We start from the raw sequence: 19846 nt of genomic DNA, 5'->3' as shown, positions 1-19846 counted from the left end.
GTGAGGAGTTGCTTCGAATTTAATCAAGTCGTCGGCGGTCGTGCAACAAAAATACCGACGGCTGTTTATTTTTGTCCCGGGGGCGCCGGCCACCGTCGTGCGCCGTCGGCCACGGCGGTGCCGACGATCAAATACTCGCGGTAGCGTTCGTCGGCCAGGGTCGGGGGGCCGTTGACGGCGGCGGCCAGAATAATGGTGTTGGCGACGGCGGTTGCGGCAACGCCGTCCGGCGGGGGCACGGCCGGCAACCCCGGCTCCGACAGGCTGCCGGCGCTGAGGAACGCCGCCACGGCGGCCGTCGCCCCGGGCGTGTCGAAGTCGGCGGCTTCAGCGGCCGCCCACGCCGCACGGCGGTTGGCGTCGGTCGGTTCGCACACGTACTGCCGGCAAGCCTCAGTCGCTGGGCCATCCCCGGCACACTCGCACGCCCACCACAAGCTCTCGCGGATCGGCAGGGCGTTCGCCAGGAACGTCACCGCGTCACGGTACTGGCCGGCCGCGACTAGCGCGGCAAGGAACGTCTGCCCGTCCGTAGCTCCGCGGTCCAGCGCGGCCGCCGCCGGGTGGATCGGGTACTTGGCGTAGACTTCCGCCGCGGTTTGCGGCCACCGGCCACCCATTGCATTCGCCCCGTCGAGATTGAAATGAAAGGAGTTACCACGGGCTTTAAGCCGCTAGTTGATCATCGTGATCCCGCCCTTGAGGATCAGGAACCCACTGGCGTCCACCTTCACGATCGTGGCCTTCATCTGGACCATGATCTCGCCCTCGATGTTGATCTTCAGCCCCTTCATCTGGATGCCGCTCGGGTCGAGTTTGAGGGTGGACCCGCCGACCTTGAACTCGATACTCTGCATCGCCTCGGTCTTGCTCGCCCCCGCGGTGATGGCGGTTTTGTGGTTGCCGGTCTTGATCGTCAGGGTGTCGTTGCCGGTGGCGATTTCCACCGTGCGGTTGCCGGTCTTGATGACGTGTTCGTCGTTCCCCGTAGTGATCGTCACGAACCGCCCGCCCTTGTCCACGGTGAGTTTGTCGTCGCCGGTCTGCACAGTCGCGATGCGGTCCTTGTAGACGGTCAACTTTTGGCTGCCGTCCTTCGCCTGCCCCTGGCCCGAACCAATCTTGATCGTCTGCGTGTTGAACACCTCAAGCTTCTGGCTGCCGTCCTTCGCTTCGCCCTTCTTGTCGCCGACGAAGATGTCCTGGTTGTTAAAGATTTCGACGAGTTGATTGCCGTCTTCCTTCTTGTCGAACCCGACCTTGAGGGTGTCGTTGTTTTCGACGATCCGCAGGAAGTCCCGCTCGGCGTGGAAGTAGATTTCTTCGGCCCCCTTCTTGTCCTCGAACCGCAGTTCGTTGAACGTCGTGGCGTCGCCCTTCGTGGTACTGCGGGACATGATGCCGGACTTGGTCTTGTTGTCCGGCAGGGTGTACGGCGGCATGTTGACCGCGTTGTACAGGCTGCCGACGCAGATCGGCTGGTCCGGGTCGGCCTCCTCGAACCCGATGAGCACCTCATGGCCAATGCGGGGGATGTGGATTGCCCCCCATTGTTGCCCGGCCCAAGTTGTGGCCACGCGGACCCAGCACGAACTGTCCTGGTCGTTCTTGCCGTCGCGGTCCCAGTGGAACTGCACCTTGATGCGGCCGTACTTGTCGGTGAAGATTTCCTCCCCGGCGGGGCCGACGACGACGGCCGTCTGCAGGCCCTCGGCCCTCGGCTTCGGGGTGATCCGGGCCGGGCCGAAGGGCGTGGCCCCGGGGACAGCGGTGAAGTGGTTGCGGAACGCCAGCGGTCGGGCACCGCCGCCCGTGTAGGCTCCCTCGATGCTCGCTGCCAAGTCGATCTTCACGAGCAAGTACTTGCCGTTGGCGTGCGGGTGGCCGGCCAACTCAAACGTCCGTCCGGCGACCAGCCGGCGGACGTCGCTGACCCCATCAACCACCAGCCCCGGCCACGTCTCTTCGCGGAGGCGGAGCTTGGCCGTGCGGCGGCCGTCCGGGGTGATCTTCGCCAACTTCGACGCCTGCTCCGCCCCGCCGGGGGCGATGCCGTCGAACCGGGCGGCGAACCCGGCCTGGGTGAGGAACTGTTCCAGTTTGTCTGCCCCCCCGGCCGTCCGCGGGTGGGACTTCTTGCCGACGGACACGTTCCCGGCGATCGTCTCGACGCTCTCGAAATGGTCCTTGCGGTCGGCCATTTCGAACGAGTAATCCCAGAGGGTGACCTTCCCCGACCGCACCCGCTGCCGCTTCGTCCAGGTCATGACCGACTCGCCAGCGTCGGACGTTCCCTCCATGTAAAAATTCGCGGTCGCCGACTTGGCGATGGCGACGTGACCCTGCGGCGAGTCGCCGAGGACGAGGGTGTGCTTGTCTTCGGTGTGGTCGAAGTAGAAGTAGATGCCCTCGTCTTCCATCAGGCGTTGGGCGAAGTCGAGGTCGGATTCGCGGTATTGGGCGCAGTAGTCGCGAGGCTCGTAGGTGCCCTCGATCTTCTTCGAAACGTCGTACCCCTCGAAGACCGTGGTCAGGATTTCGGGGACCGTCTTCTGCTGGAAGATGCGGTTGCGGACGACCTTCGTGAGCAGCCAGATCTTCGGGGCGATGTCGGCGAAGTACCGGGTGAACGTCGTGGAGCCGCCGTCCGACTGAACCTGCTCCCCTTGGGCCAACCCGGTGACGATCCCGTGGACGTACCGCTCGGGGCCGTCGTCGCCGCGGATCGTCACCGTCATCGGCTGGCCGAGGATTTTCTCGAAGGGGACGTTCGTCTCTTCCTTCGCCAACAGGGACAACTCGTACTGAAAGGGCCGAGACAGCTCCTCGGTTCCGGAAACGGTCTCGATGAGGAGAACGTCTTTGCCGAGGGGGGTTGTGACCGCGAGGGGCCGGTCGTCCTGGGAGAATGTCTCGGTCGGCATGGTGCCTCACATTGTGTCGGACCGGCCGTGCGGACGCAATAGGCCGGTCGCGCGGGCCGGCCGGATCGTCCGGGGACGGGCGACGCCCGATTCTCTTCATCCACTCGTTCGAAAGAGTAGATTACTATAGTGGTTGCTTCCGACGCAACGGTTGGATTGCGATTCCACCACGTTTCCACCCGCGGGGCCGTCCATGCAGTCCGTCACCCCAGCCGGCCGAGGGGAGCCGTGGAAGTCGACCGGGGCCGCCGTTCCGATGGCCCCGCGTCGCGCCACCGCGGGGCCACTGCGGCACCGCACGGCTTGGCGGCTCGCGTCGGCGACCGTGTTCTGTGCCCTGTGCGGTGGCATGGTCTGGCTCGTGACCTGGTGGTCGCGCCCACAACCGATCCGGGCCATCTACCTCGCGGCGGGGTACGAAACGAACCTCGCGGTTCCGCACAACAGTTACGGCCGCCGATGGACGACGGATGTGGCCGTTATGAAAGGCGGCACGGCCGCCGAACTCCGCCGCGACGTGCGGTGGGATGCCGGCTTGCGCGGGATCAAATCGAAGACGATCCTCCTGACCATCGCGGCCCACGGGGGAACCGACGCGAACGGGCCGTACCTCTTGCCGACCGACGCGGCTCCTGGCCCCGCGGCGGAAAACCGCCTGCGGTTGAAGGCGGTCATCGACCGCCTCGCGGGGTTGCCCGGGGCCACGAAGAAGGTTCTGCTGCTGGAAGCGGGGCAGATGCCGGCGAACCCGCTCTTCGGCCCGCCCGAATCGGACTTCGCCAAGGGGTTGGAGGAAGTGGATGTCGCGGCCGTCCCAAACCTGTCCGTTCTGACGGCGAACGGCCCCGGCGAGCGAGCGTGGCCGGCCGAGGTCCATCGATCGACCGCCTTCGGCCACTTTTTGCAAACCGGCCTCTCCGGTGCCGCCGACGCTGACGGCGACCGCCGGGTCACGCTGTGGGAACTTTACGAATACCTCGCCCCCCGGGTGGAAAAGTGGGCACTCCAGACCCGTGCGGCGGTGCAATCGCCACGGCTCTACCCGGTCGGCCCCGAAGGCGAACGGCGGGCGAGGGCGGTCGTGGTGGCGCAACTCACGAACACCGCGACTGTGACAGAACAAGCTCTGCCCCCCTATGCGCCGTCGCCGGCGTTACAAACAGCCTGGGACCGTTGCGCGGCCCGCTCCCGGCAGGAACCGCCGCCGGCGTCTTACGCCCCTCACCTGTGGCGCGTCTACGCGGCATCGCTCGTGAGGGCCGAAGAGTTGACACTCGCCCGTGACGAGACGGCCGCCGCGACGGTGCTAACGCAGGTGAGGGAACTCGAAGCACGGTTGGACGCGGACCGGCGGGTCGAAGTCAACGACCCGCTCCTCGCCGCCGCGGTTTTCGGCGAGACGCCGCCCAACCTCGCCGCCCGCGAAGCCGTGGGCCGCCTCTGGGCGGCCCCGCCGGCCGAGGCCGCAAAGGCCGCATCGCAACTCACCCTGTCGCCGGCCGCCTACGATCGCCTGATCGAACTCGCCACGGAACCCCCCACCCCGAACCTGGCACGGGCCGCCGAAATCATTCGGCTGTTGGACCGCCCTGGCCGGCCCCGACCGCCGACTGCACACCTTCTTGTGATGTTGGCGGCGAACAGCCCGCCGATCAAAACCCCCGCGCAGGCCGAGGTGATCAAGACCGCCCTGACCGTCCGCAAGTTGGCGGAGACCGCTGCGGCGGCCGGCGGTGTCGGGTACGGCGACCGTCTTGGACCGTGGTTCGCCGACCGATTGAAGGCTGCCGACGCGATCCGCGTTCGTGGCGAGGACCGACTCTTCGCCACCGATCCGGGTCCGGCTGCAGAAGAGTTCGCGACGGCGAAGGCGGGCTATGTCGCCGTGTTGGCCGACGCCGCCAAACTCCGCTCCGCGTTCTTAACGCGGGACCGCCTGTTCGCGGAACTGCCGCTGCTCGCGAATTGGGCCGTCCGCAGTCCGCTCGACGCTAAGAAGTCGGACCCGGCCGACGAGGTGACGAAGCTCTGGACCGCGGCCCACGATCTCGACCGCATCCTCACACCTTCGGCTGCCGTTGCGGACGTGACGCAGTCGGCCGACGGCCTCGCCGCCCGGTTGGACGCGCTGACGAAGGCCGTCGTCACTGACGTTCAAGTCCTGTTGCCGGCACCGCCGCCGGGATTGGCGGCACGGGTCGGCCGCGACACGGTCGAACGCGCGTTGACCGTGCCAATGCTTCCGCCGAACGTGCGTGCCCAACTGTGGCCGCTCGCCGACCGCTTCACCCGCGAAGCGTCCGCGACGACCGAAACTGTTGCCGCGGCAAGTGCGGGCGATGGTGCCGGTCGGCGGTCGGCCGATCTCGCCGCGGCCGCGCTCGGCAAGACGGAGAAGCAACCCGCCTTCACCCGGGTTCCGCAACTCGCCGACGAGGTTCGCCGCCTGCTCGAAACCGACCCGACGGGCGACCCATCCGCCGTGCGAACGGCCTTCGCCGCGGCGGAACGACTCGCGCGACTCACCCCCGCCGCGCTGCCGCCATACCGGATCGAGCCGGCGGTAGCGTTGCGTGGCCTGCTCTCCCAGAACCTCGCACTCGGCCTCGCCGAGCGACACGCCGAGAGCCTTTGGGCTGGTGACTCGTCCACCGAAGCTCCTTACTACAAGCAGGCGGCCGGTGCGCTGCTGTCCGATGTCGCCACCCTGGGTCCGATCGACCCGGTGCGGGACCGCCTCGGGAAACTCCGCGGCCGACTGGACGTACCGTTCAAGCCCACGATTTCGGGAACGGTGCCCGTCACCACCACTGACCCGGCCCCGTTCTCCGTCGAGGTCGCCATCGGCGGAGAACGGGCGGATGCGCTGCCGGGGTTCCTGACCCTCTCGGCGGAACCTCCGTCCGGTCTGACGCTCGCCGGTGCCCCCGGCCGCCGGGCCGTTCCTTGGCCCGAGACTCACCGCTACCGCCTCGACCTGACCAGTGCGGGCACCGCGAACGAGGCGACGGCCGTGGCGGTCCGCGGGTTCTTCCGCGGCTGGAAGATTGACGGGCGGGCACCCGTGAACCTCTACCCCGTGCCCGAGGTGATCGACACCGTCGTTCCCCCGCCGCCCGCGTCGGTCGTCAGCGTGCGGGCGTCCCCGGACGCGGTTCGCAAGTTCGGCAGTGGGGAAGGGGCGGTCGCCATCGTGATCGACTGCTCCGGCAGTATGGCGGCCCCCGAAGGCCAGCCGGCGACCGAATCGCGTTACCTGCAAGGCGTGACGGCAGCGGGCCGAATCATCGCGGACCTCCCGCGTAATACGGTCGTCACCGTGTGGGCGTTCGGCCAGGCGGGCGAGGCTCAGAAGAAGGTCGAGGAGGCCGAGAAGACAATCTCGAAGATCGCTGGTCCGATTCGCCGCGACCCGGACGACGCCGAGCAGGTGAGCAAGATCACCGGCCGACTCGCCACGCTGGAGCCGTTCAACCAGTCGCCCATTTTCCGGGCACTGCTCACCGCCCGCGACGACGTTCAGACCGCCGCCGGGTACCGGGCCGTCGTGCTGATTAGCGACGGCCTCGATAACCGTTCCGCGAGTGAGCCGGGGCTGAACCCGAAGGGCGAGCCCTTGGCGGCCCTCTTGCGGACGAAACTCCGTGACGAGCGGCTCGTGATTCACGCCGTCGGGTTCGCGTCTCGCTCGAAGGACGACGCGGCAGCCGGCGAGCAACTCCGCGACTTCGTCGAAGGCTTGCCGACGCCCGGCAAGTACGTGGTCGCCCCGAACGTCGAAGCCCTGTCGTCCGCTCTGCGTGCCGGCCTGAGTTCGCGGCTGACCGCCCGCCTCACCCCGACCGCCAGCAAGCCGATCGAACTTGAAGTAACGCCCGGTGGGACCGCCGACCGCTGGACGGCGGTGAAAGGCGGCCCGTACAAACTCGGCACCGACACCGGCCCGGGGGAAACGGACGCTCGCCTGACGAACGGCGATCGGCTCCTCCTGGGGTTGGACGTGGCCCCGACCGGGCCGACGTTCCGACGGCTGTCGTTGGCCGACGAGTTCCCCTCGCGGCCTTTCGGCCGCAGCGACCGCGGCGATTGGCGGGTGACGGTCCTCCAGAACCAACGCCGCGGCGACGGTGTGGCCATGCTCGTCGGCCTGGAGACGACCGGCACCACGGCCCAGATCACCCGCCCCGCCGACGTTTGGTTCGACCTGGGTACCGACTTCCCTGACCTCGCTCCCGCTTCCGTCCGCTGGCGGCCCGTGTACGACTACACGGCCCCGGTGTGGGAGGTTCTCGCGCCGGCCTGGCCGAAGTACCCCGGTGGCGGTTCCCCCGCCCGACCGACGCTCCGCGTGTGGTTCAACGAGACGGGGTCGGCCGCCGCCACGGCCACGACCGCGTTGAAGGACATTCTCGACGCCAACGGACCTGTGACCGTCAAAGTGGGGGCCGAAGAAGTAACCGTTGAAGCAATTGCTCCGGCCCTGGCCGGCGGCCCGCCGGTGGTCCTTGGCACGATCGCCCTGCGGATACGTCACGCGGCCGACCGACCCGTCCTCGCACGGCTCGACGGCGTGGGCCTGGTTTCGTCCGAACGCCGTGTTTACACGAAGGCGGGCCGAACCGTGGCCCTCTTTCTCCCCGCCGATTCGGCCGACGTGCGGGCCGCCCGGTTAACTCTCGTGCCGCTGACCGGGTTCAAGGCGTCGGCCCGGCGAATCGACCTCCGCGAGATGCCCGCGCCCGACCCCGACGACAACCGCGCCCCGAGCGGCCGCTGAGAAAAGAGTGAGGTTCAGGATGAACACGGACACCATTCCCCCCGCGGGTGGCTGGCGGAGTTCGCCGCCGCCGCCCGAAGTCGATCGCTCGCCGCGGCGGGTCTTCGTCGCCTTCTTCGCACTCTTGCTCGTCGTCGGCGGAATCGTTGCGCTCTCGACCTGGGCGACGCCGCGTTCGCGGGCAACCTACGTTTCGTTCGTCGCTCCGGCCGCGGGGGGGCCGCCCGGCTTCGCCGTCGCCGACCACGCGGCCGTCGCCCGTGCTTTGGCCGGTCGAACGCCGTCGTCGGAGCCGGCGGCGAGTCGGGCGACGTTGGAAGCCCGATTGAAAGCCCTGCCGTCGGGCCGGCCGGCGTTCGTCTACATCTCTGCCGCCGCGACGTGTGACGCCGACGGGCGCGTGATTGTCTTCCCGCCAGAGGGCCGCCCGGAGAATCCTGCCGACGGCATCCCGCTGCGGCAAATCCTCACCACCCTGAGCGGTTCAACCGAGCGGAAGTTCCTCGTCCTCGACCTGAGTTGGCCGGCCGACTCGATCCCCGCCGAGGTTGCCGCCGGGGTGGTCCCCACGGCCGTTCTCGACGACCTCGACGCCGTCCCCGACGCGAGCCGCCTGGTGCTGACCTCGTGCGGGCCGGGTCAGGTCGCGCGGGTCGCGGACGAACTCGGCCGCACGGCGTTCGGGTATTATCTCGAAGTCGGCCTGACTGGGTGGGCCTCTCCACCGGGGGCGGACGCGGTCACGGCGTACGGGCTGGCAAACTTCGTCCGCACCCGCGTTCAGCGGTGGGCCGACCAGACCCGCGGCACCCGGCAGACGCCGCAACTTCTAGGCGAAGGCGAGGACTTCCCACTCGTCCCGCTCACGGGTCGTCCGCCGACGCCCCCGCCCGAACTGCCGATTCCGGCCGACACCGCCGATTGGCTGAAGCCGCACTGGGCCGCCCGTGACCGCCTTCGCGCTGCCGGTGCGGACCGCCTCGATCCGCTTGCGATGCGGGCACTCGGCGCGGAACTGCTCGCGGCCGAAATCGCGGCTCGGAACGGGCCCGCCACGCCCGCCGAACGGCAGGTTGTTTCGGACTTAACCGCCCGCACCGTCGTCCGGTGCGAGCGAGAGTTGGCGGCGAAGCCGTTCCTTCCGCCGAATCTCGCCGCGGTGGCCCCGCCGGCCGACCCGGCCCTCGCGGCAATCGTGGTCGCGGCCGTCCGCCCGGCGGCGACGGCCAAGCCCGAGGACGTGACGGCCGCCATGACTGCGGCCGCCGCGAAGCTGGCCACGGTGCCGCCCGCGAGCGCCGCCCGGCTGGTGTTCGACTCGCTGGTCGACGGCCGGCCGGTGCCCCGCGAGGCCGTCATTCGCGCGAACGACCTGATCGCTGGGCTAACTTCACGCACATCGGCCGTCGAATTAGTCTTCCTGGCTCGTCTCGCGGACACCGCCCGGGCGACTGACTTGCCCTGGGACGGCACGATTGCGGCCCGCGCGCTCGCCGTCTGCCGGGCGGGTGAAGCGACCGCCCGAGCGGAGGCGTTCAATGAACTGCAACCCCTTCTCGAAGCCGCCGCCCGCGAGCGGTATCGGGGGGAAGAACTGTTGCTGGCGAACGGGTACGTTCCGCCGGCGACGGCCGAGGGTCTGCTCGCGCAGGCCGACACCCATTACGCCGTTATCGGCCGCGCACAGACGGCTGCGACCGCAGCGGACGCCGTGATCGTGCGCGCACTGACCTTCTTGACGCCAACCGCGTCGCGGTTCGCGGGCGAGCCGGAATCCACCGAGCAGTGGCAGACGGCTGTCGCCTCTCTCAAGGCCACCCTCACGGCCCGCGAGAGGCTTGGGGGCACGTCGAGCGACGACTTGGCTCGTGCGACTGACACCCTCGAACGGGCCACGCAGCGACTGAAACTGAGGCTCGCCGACGCGGCGTCCCCCTTCCAGACCGAGGCCGTCAAAGAGCTGGTGGCCCGGGCGAAGAAACCGGACGCCGGTCCGATCGTGGTGCGAGCACTCGAAAGCCTTTTGACCACGGATGCCCTCGCTGCGGATCTCCGCGTAGAAGTGGCGGCCGCCCGTGCCCCACTTGTCGCCCGCCTGACCCGCGGCGTACTCGACGCCGATGCGGTCGACGGGCAACCGACCACCGTCGGCCGGCCGGCCGAGGATACCGCCGGTCAAGAAGCCGATGAGCGGGCCGAACGGAGCCGGTCCGAGCGAGCCGTCGCGGCGCTGGCCACACTCGCCGACACCGCCGGCCAACCGCTTCCCGTCGGCATCGAACGCACACCTGCCGGCCGCGGGAGCCTCGCCCGGGAGTTGTTCCGGGCGACCGGCACGGTTCCCGCCAATCGGCCCGACGGCCAACTCGACCTTTGGCAACGGACGGCGGCCCGCCCTTCCATTCCGACTACGGACGCACTTACTCCGGTTCTGCGAATCGAGGCGCGGGACGAAACAGCCCTGCGAACGTGGCTCGCGGGGTGGTACGACCACGCTTCCTCATCCGGCGGTCCGTTCTTCATCGGGGCCGCCGCCGCGACCCGACCGGCCGGCATTCCGCCCGTGGCGTTACCGCGGGTGAGCGTGACGGGTGGCGACCTTTCGGAGTCCACCCCGTCTGCCGTGCGACTCGTCCGGGTCGATCCGCCGACGGACGTGCGGGTTGTTGTCACGCCGAACGATTGGTTTTCCGCCGAAGCTGCACCGCGCGAGCCGGGCGGGACGCCGGTCCGACTCGCCTTGAAGGGGGGATCGGCCACGGCCGCCCCGCCGGCCGGGTTCCTCGCCGAAACCACGACTGACGGGCGGCCGACGTTCGCCCGCGTGCCGGTGTCGCTCGACGCGGTCCGGGGCCGACTCGACTTGCTGTTCAGCCGCGACCCGTCCAACGTGGTGCGGCCCACGGACCGGCCGGCGGTTCGCCCCGGCGGGTCGAAATCGACGAGCTACCTGTTCGTGCGTAACCCGGGCGATAAGCCGCGCACGCTGACCGTCGAACTGACGGCCGGGGCCACTGCGTTGAAGCAATCCCTGGTGATCCCGCCGGGCGGCGTCGAGCCGGTGCGATTCCCGGTGGCGACGCCATCGCTGGCACCTCCGATTCCCTCACCGCCGGCAACGGCCGCGACGGTTCCCCCGGCGACCACCCTGCCCGAGTTGAGCGGACCCTTGGAGGTGCGGGTCGTGGAAGCGGGCCGTGAGATCCTCCGCCGCAGTGTCCGGCCGGACATTCGCGACCCGGCGGGGTACGCGATTCTGGAAGCGGCAGAACTTCTGCCCCCGGCTCCCACGACCGAGGGGAAGTGCCGGCTCGAAATCCGCCTGAAGGGCGGCGACGACTTCGGCCCGCCGGCCCGGGTCGAGATGCGATTCCCCGACCGGTCGGGACCGGCCCCCGCGGGAACCCTCCGCGGCGAACTGCGTGAGGGCGGTGCGGTGCGGCTCTTCGCCGACATTGCCCCGGCCCCCGCCGACGGCGAGTACCGTTGCTTCATCGACATCGACGGCGTACCCCGGGTGTACACCTTCCGCGGCCCCGCGGCCCCGCCGACTGGTCCAACGCTCACGCTCCGGCGGCTGGAAACGCCCGACCTGACACTCCTTCCCCCGACTGGACCGCGCGGGCCGCGGCTGCCGGTGGTGGCCGCCGTCGACCACCCGCCGCCGGACGCGACGCTCGAAGTGTCGCTCGGGCGGCTGACCGTCGCCGGCGTGGAAGCGGACTCCGTCTTGCGGTACCCGACGGCCCGCCGCACCCGGATCGGTTTCGCCTCGGCCAGCGATGGCGGTTTGCAGTTCGACGCCGACGTGCGCGATTGGGTCGTCGAGTTTGACGCCGAGCAGGTTCGCGGTCGGCGGGTTGTGCGGGCGCGAATGCTGACGCCGACCGGCGACGAAATCGCCACGGCCGTCCTTCCGCTCGTCCTCGACGACCGTGCGCCGCAAAACGTCACCATCCTCGACCTGCCCAAGCGGGCGAAACTCGGCACGAAGCTCACCGTCCGGGCGAGCGGAACGGCCGAGGTCGCCGGGATCAAGCAGGTTCAATTCTTCCTCGGCAAGTCCGTCGAAGGGAAGCCGCCGGCCGGGGCCACGCCGATCGCGGGCGTTGCTCTCAACGCGGACCGCACCACGTGGTCGGCCGAACTGACGCTGCCGAAGGACAAGGCCGGGTCGCAGGACGTGAGCGTGCGGTTCGTCTCCGGCACGGGCGTTGATGCCTACGCCAACGGGACGGTCGAACTCGTCGATTTCGACCCGGTGAAGAGCGAGCCGGGAACGATCACGGGCGTGGTCGTCATGGGGGACGCGCCGCAAGCGAACCTGGACGTCATGCTGACGGACGAGAAGGGCGGCGTCGTGAAGCAGGCCAAGACGAGTGAGGGCGGCAAGTTCAAGTTCGAGGGCGTCCCGCCGGGCACGTACGCGGTCAAGTCGTCGCGGCGGGCGTCGGCGGCGGAAAAGGTTGGCTCGGCCCCGGCGAAGCTCCCGCCTGGCGGCACGGTCGCCGTGCGGGTCGAGTTGTACATCAAGTGAGCGCGGTCAGCCCCCAAGAGATTCGCGGATGTGTAGAACGAGGGCCACGGCGACGGCCACGATGAAGGCAAAGAGGGTCAGGTAGCCGACGGCCGTCCAACCCCGGTACGCGGCGTCCTCGGACTTGGCGGCGGCGGTCCAGGTGACGTAGTTTTGCTGTTCTGCGAGGAGCCGGAAGAGGCCGCCGACGAACGCCTGATCGCGGGCCGGGTCGGGGCCGGTTGCCGCGAGAAAACACCCGCCGAACCGGGCGGGGCGGCCGTCTGGGCCGGTCGCCGCGGCGGAAAAGACTTCCCCCATCGCCGATTCCCGCTGTCGCACCGCGGCGGCGAACCGGCAGAGACCGCCGTTGTACACGAGCGCCTCGCCCTCCGAACCCGTGTCGCCGACCTTGATCGCGCGCAGCACGATTCGGTCCAGCCCGTCGCCGGACCAGTGGACGGTCGAGAGCAGGGCTGCGTTCAGCCGCTCGGTGGGCACGTCGGCGGCTAGAGGGAATGGCTGACCGAGCAGGCGGTCCTTGCGGTCGTCGCCGACGGCTCGCAGAAAGGCTGCGGCCCCGTCGGCTTGTTCCAGGTCGCACACGACGCCGAGGATCGGGCACTCGATTTTCAGCCCTTCACGGAGGGCGTTCAGGTCGAGTTTGCACGCCGTCACTGCTTGGTTCGTCGCCGCTTCGCTCTCCAGGCTCGCGAACGGCACGAGTAACACGACCCCGTTTACCCCGCAGTACGGATGGCGGTTGTGCGCGACCAAACGCCCGAGGTATCGCAGGCGGGCCAACTCGCGATCGGCGGCAACTCCGTCGCGGAGGAGGGCCGGGACGGTTCTCAGCCGCGTGGGGGCCGCAGTCGCGACGCCCCCGCCGGTCTCATCGGCGAGGAGGAGCGGGTTGAGCGGCCAGGTCGGCGCGACCGAGTGGGCTGCGGCGGCGTCCATCGGGGCCGATTCATCGAACAAAGTCTGCGAAGTTCCCGTTGCGGTCTGCGGTAGGTCGGCGGCGAGCAGTTCGGCCCACCGGGATAACAGCGACACCCCCGGGCAGGCGACGAAAATGCCCTGCGGACTGCCGTACACCTGAACCGGGGCGTCGCCCCGGGCGGGGACGCCGGCCACCGGAAAGCCGATTCGCGAGGCGGCGAAGAACGAACCCGCTCCGGACGCCGGGCGACCGATCACCAGGTACACCGGCAAGTCCGTCACCACCAGGCCGTTCGCTTCCAGGGCGGCCCGCCCCTCGACCCAGGCGGTGTAAATGTCCGCGAAGTCGGTCGGCTCGCGCAGCGGGCCGACGAGCGACCACAGCCACCACCCGGCTATGCAGGCCGTGAGGAACAACACGAGTAGGGCCGGCAGCCAGTACGGGCGGGCCCACGGTAGCGGCCCGCCGAGTTGGCGTTCGAGTTCCCAGGCCCGGTTAAGCCACCACAGCCCGTAAATCGCCCCGCCGAGGGCGGCAATCGCGACCAGGACGAAGAGGATGAACCCGGCCCCGCGGAAGAACGACGCGACCGGCGATAGGCCCTTGACCTCCTGCCCGAACATGCCGACGGTTTTGACGCCGCCGCCCTTGAGCGCCCGCCATTTGCCGATCGTCTGGATGAACCGGTACGGGATGTCGAGGACACTGCCGATCATGTCCGAGATTAACGCGAGGAAGCGCATCATCCGACGACCTCCTTACCCGCCGAACTGGCGGACGGCGAGATAGGCGACGACCGGGAGGGTGAGCAACAGCACCCAGCCGGCGGCGAGGGCCATGCGGCGGAGTTTCTCCCGCCCGGCGAGCGGAGGGACACCGGACGGCGGCGGCAGGTACGGCGGCGGTTGCCAGTTGGCCGCCGGCCGGCAGACGCGGTCCTTCGTGCCATCGACCCACCGGTTGAGGCGATCCGGGGCGTTCCGGTAGTCGCCGCGAAAGCCCAGGGCAACGCACTGGAGGAAGACGCCCAATATGGCTGAGTCGGGCCGTTCTTCGACGATCGACGCCTGCTCCCAGAACCGCCAGGCCCGGTCGTTAGTCCCGTACAGGGCGGCTTCGAGTTTGACCTCGGTCCAGGTCGCGTCCCAAGACGTGTAGACGATGAACAACTCGTCGAGCCAGCAGGCGAGGGCATACCGCAGGCCGAGGAACGCGGGGCCACCGCCCGCCCGGCCCGGGTCCACGGCGTCGCCGGCGAAGTCGGGCCACGTCTCGGCGGCCGGCCCCGGGAAGAGAAGTTTCCGCAGCACTGCCTGTTCGGGGCCGATGGCCGGCCGTTCGCCGCGGTCGAGCCGCTCTTTCAACTGAAGGCCGGTGATGAAGACCCGGCGGACCACGTCCCACAACTCGGGGGTCATGACGACTTCCCAGGTTGGGGCACGGCAAAGAGGGTGAACCGCACGGCCACGGTGTCGGCCCCCATGCGGATGGTCAGCACCTGCTCGCCCTGGATGCTGCCGACGACGCGGTGTTCGTTGACCCGCAGGGCGAGCGTCAGCGACCGCAACAGGTTCTGCCACTCGGGGTGATTGGGGTCGCTGGCGATCTGGAAGTACGTCTGGCCCGGCCGGTCCGGCAAGACCTTCGGGGCGGACGGGCGGTACTCGAACTTCAGGCCGGCCTGTCCGAGGCGGAAGATCGCGTCCACCCGCTCGGAACTGCCGAGTTTCATGTCGAGTTGGCCGTGGGACAGCAGCCGGACGCAATCGTCAGACGAGAGCGGGCACTCGACGCCGACGTAGAGCGACCACCCGGATTCGACCCACGCCGGTTCGAGGACGACTTGCATCCGCAACCCGGCCCCGACGAACGCCCGCTCCTTATAAGCCGGCTCGACGACCAGATCGAGAAGTTCGTCGAGAAGTTGCTTCAATCGCCAGAAGCAACCGCCGAGGTCGTCGTGGTCGTATCTCGGTAGCGGCGGCAAGCGGCGGGTTGGTCCGAAGATCGCCAGCCGGCCGATGATCTGGCAGAGTTCGGCGTAAGCTGGGAACGGGTGCAGGGCCGGGGTGAAGGCGAGCACACTGAGTGAGGCAGCGGCAGCGTTCAACTCGCGGAGTTGTTCCAGGATGAGCAAGTCGCCCTGGGTCCGGCTGTCGAACGACAGGCTCCGGGCGGTCACTTGTCCGCCGAGAACTTCGATCTTCGTCCCGACCCGGTCGTAAGCGGCCCGGAGGATGGTTCCCAACAGGGCCGGCGACGCCTCGGACGCCAAGAGTGGGGGGATGAACGTCGGATCGAGTTGCGGCGGGGCGTCGGCCCGTGCCGACTTCATCACCCGGGCGACGGGCAGCACCTCGTACCCCGCCTGCGGGCTGGTCGAGAACATGAGTTGCGCGTTCAGCAACCGCACCTCGATCGGGAGCGGGTTGACGCCGGTGTTCTCGTCTTCCAACTCCACCGTTTCAACCTGATACCGTGCCCGCTCGGACGGCCCGGCCGAAGCGTTCGCCCGCCCCGGTCGCGCCACCGGCACGGCGAGCAAAATCGTCACCGACCGCGAGTTCTCCAGGGCCGGCTTCAAGTCGAGTTCAGAAAGGACGATGTCGTCTGGGAAATCGACCTGCGTCCCGTCGCGGAGTCGAGCCCGGAGGGCGCGCACGGCGAACCGATGGTTTGCGATGGCGTCGAGGTCGAGGTCGAGTGTTCGGTATCCCCAATTATGGGGCGAATCCCACCGGCCGCCCCGTGCGATGGTCGCCTCGGCGTGCCGCCCAGCGGCCTGGAAGTGGTGGGGATGTAAGAACATCCCTTCGTGCCAGTGAACGGACCGAACGGTCATTCGCCCCGCCTTGCTAAGTCGAGAATTTCAGCAAGTGTAGCAAGCTCGCCGAATCGAAGCAATCATGTTCTGAAATTCTTCGTGCCGCGGGAACCCCGGCCTCGGTTCAAGTGGTACAACGTCCCCCTCTCGTACTTGACCCGGGTTGACAGGAATCGCCGGAACGTGCGGATTCGGCTCAATTCCTGGGCTATTCGGAGATTTTCTCAAATCCTGTCCGTTCCCGGCGGCTTCCGGCAACATCAGATTCTGCACTACTTTTGTACTGGTATCTGCACCGCCGTTCGCGGCCTTCTCGAAGTCCCGGTCGAGCGTTTGCAGGTAGTGGTCGAGTGCGACCTTCGGCAGCGCGGGTCAACGATCGCACAGACAGATTGAAGAACTTGGCCGCGTCGGCAACGGGCCAGGGCTGATCGGGCAAGCGGTTCAGGGGCAACGGTGCGATGGGCAGGATGGTCGGCTTCATGGTGTGGCTCGCGGTGAACGGGGTTGCCGGGAATGGTCAGGATCGGACGCGAGGCTTATTGGTCGTCGAGGGTGGTGGTAAATGTGTGCCACTGCGGGCGGGTGGGTTTGCCGGCGAGGTGCTTAACCCGGAAAGTTTACCCCGGCGGCGATATAGACTGAAGCGAAGCGGTTCCCCAATCGGAAAGGGCTGACGTGAACAATCGGTACGTTCCGTTTGGCTTGCTCCTCATTGCGTCGTGGGGCGTGATGACGTTCACCCACGAGGCAGGGCATATTGTCGGCGGGTGGGCGTGCGGTGGAACACTTCAGGAGGCCCGGATTTTGCCGTGGGAATTGCCCTACAGCATCTTCGACCCCGACCCGCAGCCCCTCGTTACACTGTGGTGCGGTCCGATACTCGGCGCGATGGTCCCGATTGTGATGGCCGCCGTCGTTCGCCGCCAATGGGCTTGGTTGATTGCCCACTTCTGTCCGCTCGCCAACGGGAGTTACTTGGCGATCGCATGGCTGACGGGAGATCGCTTGTTAGACACGCCGAAGTTGTTGGCAAGCGGAACGCACCCCGCGACCATCGCGGCCTATTGCTCGCTCACCATTGGATTCGGGTACATCGGATTCCGCCGCCAGTGCATTCGGTGCCTGGCGCCGTCTCCGACGGTAGTGAAACAGTCATGCGGCAAGCCCGCGACCTGAACGGGAAGCAGGTGCCAGAACTCGGCAAGATCCGCGACGAGTTGAAGCGGGTGGCGCTCGAGTCGTAACCGCGTGGCTTCGCGCCGGGGGCCGCGGGCGTAGGTTGATATTCAGCCGTCTGGGTTAGGAGACTCGGGCGGTCTGGGGCGGCGGGTAACTGAAACCCGTCGCCCTGCTTCGTTCGCCCCGTTGCTTCGACCGTGTTGCTATTCCTCGGATAGCGACACCCACGCGGTTCGGTTCGTTGGTCTTTGCCCCTTCGCGGCCTCCCATTGCCGTGCTAACTCCATGTCCCGACCGTACCGCCGCTCGTGAGCGTATTCTGTCTCCCGATCGATCACCGCGGCGCGGGCCGTTTCTGTCTCGTCAACCTCCCGCCAATGTCGGTAATCGGCGTAGGTCACGGCGACGTAGGCAACGAATGCCAGGGCCGTTGATGTGGCGATCAAGCGGGCGAGGATCCTCATGACATGCCCCGGAGAGGACGGTGGCCCAACTCCCCGGACAGTAACCATCACCGTTCGCTCGGTCAACCAAAAATCACGCGGTTATATCCGTGGCCGGTTGCGGGGCGTGAAGGGCATCGCATCACCTCTCGGACCAGACCACGCGCAGCAAGTCTTCGTTGTTGAGGAGGCGTGTGCCGTCCGAGAATTGATAGGCTCGCAGTTCCCACCCGCGGACCTGCATCCGGCCTTCGAGGAGCAGGTACGGCGTGACCCCGTCCCAATCGTGGGGCGGTTGGCGTTTCGGCCCCCATGCCGTAAGTGCGTCGAACTCGTGGGAGGTCATGGCCAACTTCTCTCGCTGCTTGGCGGTCAACGACGCTACGAACGCGGCCATTGCGTCAACTGCACCGGAATCCGCACCCCTCGAAACGGCTTGTTGGTCGGAATTGCCTGGATTTGAGCCGTTCGTGCCTGTAGGTTCAAGTCGTACAACGATGCCGTCGTTCGCGTTCTGGGCCTGCCGATGTTCCGACTGCGGATCGAATTTGGTGGCGAAACCCTCGATCGCGACGTCGCGAGTTCCTCCATCGAACTCGGCCGGGGGGAGGCCCGGGCTGATGTTCCCCGCGTCGTCCTCAAAGACCCGACCGTCTCCCGCGACCACGTCCGGCTCACCGCCGTCACGGCCGGAACCGTCCGCGTTCTGAACCTCAGTCAGACGCAGAAAATCGCCCTCGCCGGCGGGGCCGGACTCAACTCGGGCCTCTCGGTCGACCTGCCCCTGCCCGCACGCATCGCGCTCGGCACCGTGCAGGTCACCATCCAATCCTCCGACACTGGTGACGGGACCGATACGCTCCAAACCATTCTCCCTCGCGCGGCCGCCGGCGGACTGGACCCGGACCGCCGACTGCGGGTGAATACGAACGACCCGGTTCGCCTGGCGGGTTGGTTCGAGAGCCTGATCGCCGTGCAGACTGCCCCCCCGGGCTCGCCGGAGTCGTTTGCACAAGCCGCCAGGGCCGTCGTCGAACAGATCGGCCTCGAACGCGGCCTCATCCTGCTCGCGAAGGGGCCGACCTGGGAGGTCGTCGGGCGGGCGGGCACGTCGTTCGACCCCACTTCCAATCGAGAGTTTAGCCACACGATCGTGAACCAAGTGGCGGCCGAACGCCGCACCTTCTACCAGACGACCGACACCGCCGTGAACCCGCGGGACAGCCTCACCCATGTGGACGCGGTCGTCGCGGCACCGATCCTGTCATCGGCTGGCACCGTGCTCGGCGTCGTGTACGGAAGCCGGGAAGGGCGGGGCATCGGGAAGAGAATCGCCGCCGGCGGGATCGGGCCGTTGGAGGCTCACGCCACGCAACTGCTGGCGACGACCATCGGCGTCGGCCTCGACCGGGCCGAGAAGGCGGCCCAGTCCGCCCGGTTGCTCGTCGCCAAGGAGGCGGCCGAGGCCGCGGACCAAGCCAAGGGCCAGTTTTTGGCCCTGGTGAGCCACGAACTGCGGACGCCTCTCACGGCGATCCTGGGCTTCGCCGAGGAACTGATCGAACAGGCCGCCGAAGCCGGACTCGACCAGTTCGGTGCCGACCTCGGGCAAATCCGCTCGTCGGGCCAACGCCTGCTCACCTTGATTAACGAACTGCTCGATCTCTCTCGGATCGAAGCCGGGATGTACCACCTCAGCCCGGCCGCCTTCGATGCCGCCGCGGCGTTGTCCGAAGTCTGTAAGACGACCCGGCCGCTTGTGGAGAAGCATCGCAACACGTTCGACGTAACCATTCCGCCGGACCTCGGCACGGTCTACCAGGACGGTGCCCGGTTCCAGCAGTGCGTCATCAACCTCGTCGGCAACGCCGCGAAGTTCACGGCCGATGGCCGCATCTCCGTTACCGCCACGCGAGTCGATGGTCGCCTCCGCGTGGCCGTCGCCGACACCGGCATCGGCATGTCACAGGAGCAGATCGCCGGCCTCTTCCGGCCGTTCGTGCAGGCCGACCCGTCGATCTCCCGCCGCTACGGGGGGACCGGCTTGGGGTTAGTCCTCTGCCGGAACCTCGCCCGGCTCATGGGCGGCGACGTGACGGTCACGAGCCAGTTGGGCGAGGGGTCGGAGTTTGTTCTCGATCTACCGACGGAAGCACCCCCGACGTAGTGCGGTTCACACCGTGCCTTGCATCTGACCAGTTCCTTGTACCGATCGTATAACCGACACCGCTTCTCTG

Annotated in this window: 10 protein-coding genes; 4 read left to right on the top strand and 6 right to left on the bottom strand. The window is 68.1% G+C overall.

Going from position 1 to position 19846, the window contains the following annotated elements:
- Positions 1-65 precede the first annotated feature (65 nt).
- Positions 66-620, bottom strand: a complete 555-nt coding sequence (locus tag PX52LOC_RS31655; RefSeq protein WP_149113827.1) for a DUF6931 family protein — start codon at positions 618-620, stop codon at positions 66-68.
- A gap of 54 nt (positions 621-674) precedes the next feature.
- On the bottom strand, positions 675-2924 hold the full coding sequence (locus PX52LOC_RS31650) for a type VI secretion system Vgr family protein (RefSeq protein WP_149113826.1): 2250 nt from the start codon (positions 2922-2924) through the stop codon (positions 675-677).
- Positions 2925-3117: 193 nt separating this feature from the next.
- Here PX52LOC_RS31650 and PX52LOC_RS31645 point away from each other — a divergent pair, with 193 nt between their 5' ends.
- Positions 3118-7701 carry a vWA domain-containing protein gene (locus PX52LOC_RS31645; protein WP_149113825.1) on the top strand — a complete coding sequence of 1528 codons (4584 nt, stop codon included), beginning with the start codon at positions 3118-3120 and terminating at the stop codon, positions 7699-7701.
- 19 nt (positions 7702-7720) lie between these two features.
- The gene (locus tag PX52LOC_RS31640; protein WP_149113824.1) at positions 7721-12238 is read left to right on the top strand and encodes a carboxypeptidase-like regulatory domain-containing protein; all 4518 of its coding nucleotides are present in this window, start codon (positions 7721-7723) and stop codon (positions 12236-12238) included.
- Positions 12239-12244: 6 nt separating this feature from the next.
- Here the strand turns inward: PX52LOC_RS31640 and PX52LOC_RS31635 are convergent, their stop codons facing one another.
- Genes PX52LOC_RS31635 through tssK form a run of 3 tightly spaced genes read right to left on the bottom strand, consistent with a single transcriptional unit; the run spans position 12245 to position 16002 of the window.
- Positions 12245-13906 carry a type VI secretion protein IcmF/TssM N-terminal domain-containing protein gene (locus PX52LOC_RS31635; protein WP_149113823.1) on the bottom strand — a complete coding sequence of 554 codons (1662 nt, stop codon included), beginning with the start codon at positions 13904-13906 and terminating at the stop codon, positions 12245-12247.
- Positions 13907-13918: 12 nt separating this feature from the next.
- A complete protein-coding gene (locus PX52LOC_RS31630; protein WP_149113822.1) occupies positions 13919-14578 on the bottom strand; it encodes a DotU family type IV/VI secretion system protein in 660 nt (219 codons plus the stop codon).
- The gene (gene tssK, locus PX52LOC_RS31625) at positions 14575-16002 is read right to left on the bottom strand and encodes a type VI secretion system baseplate subunit TssK (protein ID WP_149113821.1); all 1428 of its coding nucleotides are present in this window, start codon (positions 16000-16002) and stop codon (positions 14575-14577) included. The genes PX52LOC_RS31630 and tssK overlap by 4 nt, the downstream gene beginning before the upstream one ends.
- A 660-nt stretch (positions 16003-16662) precedes the next feature.
- Between tssK and PX52LOC_RS31620 the strand changes: the two genes are divergently transcribed.
- Positions 16663-17163, top strand: coding sequence for a hypothetical protein (locus PX52LOC_RS31620; protein ID WP_218575193.1), 501 nt, complete (start codon positions 16663-16665; stop codon positions 17161-17163).
- A gap of 588 nt (positions 17164-17751) precedes the next feature.
- Here the strand turns inward: PX52LOC_RS31620 and PX52LOC_RS31615 are convergent.
- Positions 17752-18006, bottom strand: a complete 255-nt coding sequence (locus tag PX52LOC_RS31615) for a hypothetical protein (RefSeq protein WP_149113820.1) — start codon at positions 18004-18006, stop codon at positions 17752-17754.
- Between the two features lie 129 nt (positions 18007-18135).
- Here PX52LOC_RS31615 and PX52LOC_RS31610 point away from each other — a divergent pair, with 129 nt between their 5' ends.
- A complete protein-coding gene (locus PX52LOC_RS31610) occupies positions 18136-19776 on the top strand; it encodes a sensor histidine kinase (RefSeq protein ID WP_149113819.1) in 1641 nt (546 codons plus the stop codon).
- Positions 19777-19846 lie beyond the last annotated feature (70 nt).

This window comes from Limnoglobus roseus, assembly GCF_008254045.1.
Classification (GTDB): Bacteria; Planctomycetota; Planctomycetia; order Gemmatales; family Gemmataceae; genus Limnoglobus; species Limnoglobus roseus.
The sequence above is the reverse complement of the archived record's forward strand: the minus strand, read 5'-3'. Positions and strand labels throughout refer to the sequence as shown.